Below are 3,913 nucleotides of genomic sequence, written 5' to 3' on the forward strand. Positions count from 1 at the left end.
CCCGTTGCGTGACGGGCCCCGATCGTGGTGGCTGGATCTGGCCGCACGTCGGGGACTCGGCCACACCGTAGTCGCTGCGGCCCCACGTTGGGGATGTCTTGCGCAGGAACGATCCGGCAGCCGGGCACCGGAACCCCCGCCACCAGCGCGTCCCGCGAGTGCGGCTGATCATGACCAAGCTGTCCGTGCCCAGGTGACGCGCCGTACACTCCCCGAGTGACCGCCACCACCCCCTCCATAGACGAGTCGGAGCAGCTCGGACCGCAGCCCGCGCCCGCCTCCCGCAAGGCGCGCTTCCTGCGCGGGCTCGTCCCGGCCGCCGCGGCCGCACTCTCCGGAGTGCTGCTGTACGTCAGCTTCCCGCCCCGCACCCTGTGGTGGCTGGCCCTGCCCGCCTTCGCGGTGTTCGCCTGGTGCCTGCACGGCCGGACGTGGAAGGCGGGCCTCGGGCTCGGCTACCTCTTCGGCCTCGGTTTCCTGCTGCCGCTCCTGGTGTGGACGGGGGTGGAGGTCGGCCCCGGACCCTGGCTGGCGCTCGCCGCCATCGAGGCGATGTTCGTGGCGCTGGTCGGAGCGGGCATCGCCGTCGTCTCACGTCTTCCGGGCTTCCCGCTGTGGGCGGCGGCCCTCTGGATCGCCGGTGAGGCGGCACGCGCGCGTGTGCCGTTCAGCGGATTCCCCTGGGGAAAGATCGCCTTCGGGCAGGCGGACGGCGTCTTCCTGGCGCTGGCCGCGCTCGGCGGGACCCCGGTCCTCGGGTTCGCCGTGGTCCTGTGCGGCTTCGGCCTGTACGAGATCGTCCGCCAGGCGCGCGCCTGGCGCGGCACGGGCGCCGTACGCCGCGGTGCCGCTGCCGCTGCCGTCCTGAGCGTGCTCGTCCCGGTGGTCGGGGCCTTCGCCGCCAAGCCCCTCGTCAGCGACGACGCCGAGGACGGCACCGCGACCGTCGCGGCCGTCCAGGGCAACGTCCCGCAGGCCGGGCTCGGCTTCAACGCCCAGCGCCGTGCCGTACTCGACCACCACGTACGCGAGACCGAACGGCTCGCCGACCGGGTCGCGGAGGGCAAGGCGAAGCAGCCGGACTTCGTCCTGTGGCCGGAGAACTCCTCCGACATCGACCCGTTCATCAACCCCGACGCACGCGCCGCGATCGAGCGCGCGGTCAAGGCGATCGGCGCCCCCGTCTCGGTGGGCGGTGTCGTCGAGGCCAAGGACGGCAAGCTCTTCAACGAGCAGATCCTGTGGGACCCGAAGAAGGGCCCCACGGACACCTACGACAAGCGGCAGATCCAGCCGTTCGGCGAGTACATCCCGCTGCGCTCCGTCGTCGGCTTCTTCAGCAGCGACGTCGGCATGGTCCGCCAGGACTTCAGCCGCGGCACGAAGCCCGGCGTCTTCACCATGGCGGGCACCAAGGTCGGCCTCGCCACCTGCTACGAAGCCGCCTTCGACTGGGCCGTGCGGGACACCGTCACCCACGGCGCCCAGCTGATCTCCGTACCCAGCAACAACGCGACGTTCGACCGCAGCGAGATGACGTACCAGCAGCTCGCCATGTCCCGGATCCGCGCCGTCGAGCACAGCCGCACCGTCACCGTCCCGGTCACCAGCGGCGTCAGCGCGATCATCCTGCCGGACGGCGAGGTCTCCCAGAAGACCAAGTGGTTCACCGCCGACTCACTCGTCCAGGAAGTGCCGCTGCGCTCCTCGCAGACCCCGGCCACCCGGCTCGGCGTCCTGCCCGAGGGCATCCTGGTGCTGATCGCGGCGGGCGGCATCGGCTGGGCGGTCACGGCGGCCGTACGGGCCAGGCGCGCCCGTTAGGGTCGACGGCATGGCTACTCCTGACTTCATCCGTACGATCCGGGCCGACGCCGGCCACCAGCTGTTGTGGCTCCCTGGAGTCACCGCCATCGTCTTCGACGACGAGGGCAGAGTGCTCCTGGGTCGGCGCTCCGACAACGGCAAGTGGTCGGTCATCGGCGGGATCCCGGACCCGGGGGAGCAGCCCGCCGAGTGCGCGGTGCGCGAGGTGTTCGAGGAGACCGCGGTGCACTGCGTGGTCGAGCGTGTGGTCCTTGTCGAGGCGCTGGAGCCGGTGACGTACCCGAACGGCGACGTATGCCAGTTCATGGACATCACGCTGCGCTGCCGGGCCGTCGGCGGCGAGGCGCGGGTCAATGACGACGAGTCACTCGAGGTGGGCTGGTTCGCCATGGACGCGCTGCCCGACCTGCACGAGTTCGGGGTCTTCCGGATCAAGCAGGCGATGGCGGAGGAACAACCCACCTGGTTCGACCGCTAGTTCCCCTTGATCACGTCCCCTTGATCACGTCCCCTTGATCATGTCCGCGCACTTCTCGCCGATCATCATCGTGGTGATGCACGGGTTGACCGCGGGCAGGAACGGCATGACCGACGCGTCGGCCACCCGAAGGCCGGTGACGCCCTTGACGCGCAGCTCGGGGTCGAGCGGCGAGTCGGTGTCGGCCACCGCGCCCATCCGCACGGTGCCCGCCGGGTGGTAGACGGTGTTGTGGGTCTCGCGGATGTACGCGAACAGCTCCTCGTCGGTGGTGACTTCGGGGCCCGGCGCGAGTTCGGCGCCCGTCCAGTCCGCCATCGCGGGCTGCGCGGCGATCTCCCGGGCGAGCCGGATGCCGTACGTCATCACGCGGATGTCGTGCTCGTCCGTGAAGTAGCGCGGGTCGACCTTCGGCTTGTCCCGGAAGTCGCGGGTGCGCAGCCGCACCGTGCCCATGGAGCGCGCCCGCGTGACGTTCGGGGTGAGACAGAAGGCGTTGTCGGTGGTCGGGTAGCCGCGCCGGTAGGTGTTCATGTCGAAGGGCACCGAGCCGTAGTGGAACATCAGGTCGGGGCGGTCGAGGCCCGGTTCGGTGTCCGCGAAGATGCCGATCTCCCACCACTGCGTGGACGAGGTCACCATGGGCTGCTTCGCCTCCCACATGATCACGCCCTCGGGGTGGTCCTGAAGGTGGGCGCCGACGCCGGGGGAGTCCACCCGGACCTCCACGCCCACCTCCCGCAGCTCCTCGGCCGGGCCGATCCCCGAGAGCATCAGGAGCTTCGGCGAGTCGACGGCCCCGCAGGAGACGATGACCTCGCGGCGCGCGTGCACCGTACCGGAGTGGATGGTGTCCGGCTCCAGGTACTCGACGCCCGTACAGCGCTGGTCCGCGTCGAACAGCAGCCGCTTGGCCTGCAGCCCCGTGCGCACTTCGAGGTTCGGCCGCTTGCCCAGGATCGGGTGCAGATACGACACCGAGGCGGAGGAACGGGTGCCGTCAGGGCGGGAGTTGATCTGGAACCAGTGGGCGCCGCGCACCACCGTCTTGCCGGTGTTGAACGGGGTGGTGGGGATGCCGGCCTCCGCGCACGCGGACAACAGGGCCGAGCCGCAGGGGTCCTTGGGCGGGACGGAGAGGATGTTCACCGGGCCCGAGCGGCCGTGGTGGTCGCCCGGCGCGTCGTTGGTCTCCAAACGCCGGTACAGCGGGAAACAGTCCGCGGAGCTCCAGCCGGTGCAGCCGAGGGCGCCCCACTCGTCGAGGTCCTCGGCGGGCGCCCAGAAGGCGATGCAGGAGTTGTGCGACGAGCAGCCGCCGAGCACCTTCGCGCGGGCGTGCCGCATGAAGCTGTTGCCGTTCTCCTGCGGCTCGATCGGGTAGTCCCAGTCGTAGCCGGACTCCAACAGGGCCATCCACTTGTCCAGTTGGAGGATGTTGTCGTCGCCGACGTCGGAAGGGCCCGCCTCCAGCACGCAGACGCGGACGTCCGGGTCCTCGGTCAGCCGCGCGGCGACGACGGCGCCTGCCGTACCGCCGCCGACCACCACGTAGTCGAACTCGGACAAGGGACTCTCTGCGGGCATGACGTCTCCAGGATCTGCGGA

3 protein-coding genes are annotated in these 3,913 nt (G+C 70.6%); 2 read left to right on the top strand and 1 reads right to left on the bottom strand.

Annotated features, from left to right (window positions below; all coding sequences use genetic code 11):
* Positions 1-216 precede the first annotated feature (216 nt).
* Both lnt and E2651_RS41835 read left to right on the top strand, forming a co-directional pair.
* A complete protein-coding gene (gene lnt, locus E2651_RS41830) occupies positions 217-1,824 on the top strand; it encodes an apolipoprotein N-acyltransferase (protein ID WP_135336499.1) in 1,608 nt (535 codons plus the stop codon).
* A gap of 10 nt (positions 1,825-1,834) precedes the next feature.
* Positions 1,835-2,305: an NUDIX domain-containing protein gene (locus tag E2651_RS41835; protein ID WP_135336500.1), complete on the top strand. Its 471-nt coding sequence runs from the start codon at positions 1,835-1,837 to the stop codon at positions 2,303-2,305.
* Positions 2,306-2,329: 24 nt separating this feature from the next.
* Here E2651_RS41835 and E2651_RS41840 read toward each other — a convergent pair whose 3' ends face one another.
* On the bottom strand, positions 2,330-3,892 hold the full coding sequence (locus E2651_RS41840) for a GMC family oxidoreductase N-terminal domain-containing protein (RefSeq protein ID WP_135336501.1): 1,563 nt from the start codon (positions 3,890-3,892) through the stop codon (positions 2,330-2,332).
* Between the last annotated feature and the right edge of the window lie 21 nt (positions 3,893-3,913).

The sequence above is a fragment of the Streptomyces sp. MZ04 genome, assembly GCF_004684775.1.
Taxonomy (GTDB): domain Bacteria; phylum Actinomycetota; class Actinomycetes; order Streptomycetales; family Streptomycetaceae; genus Streptomyces.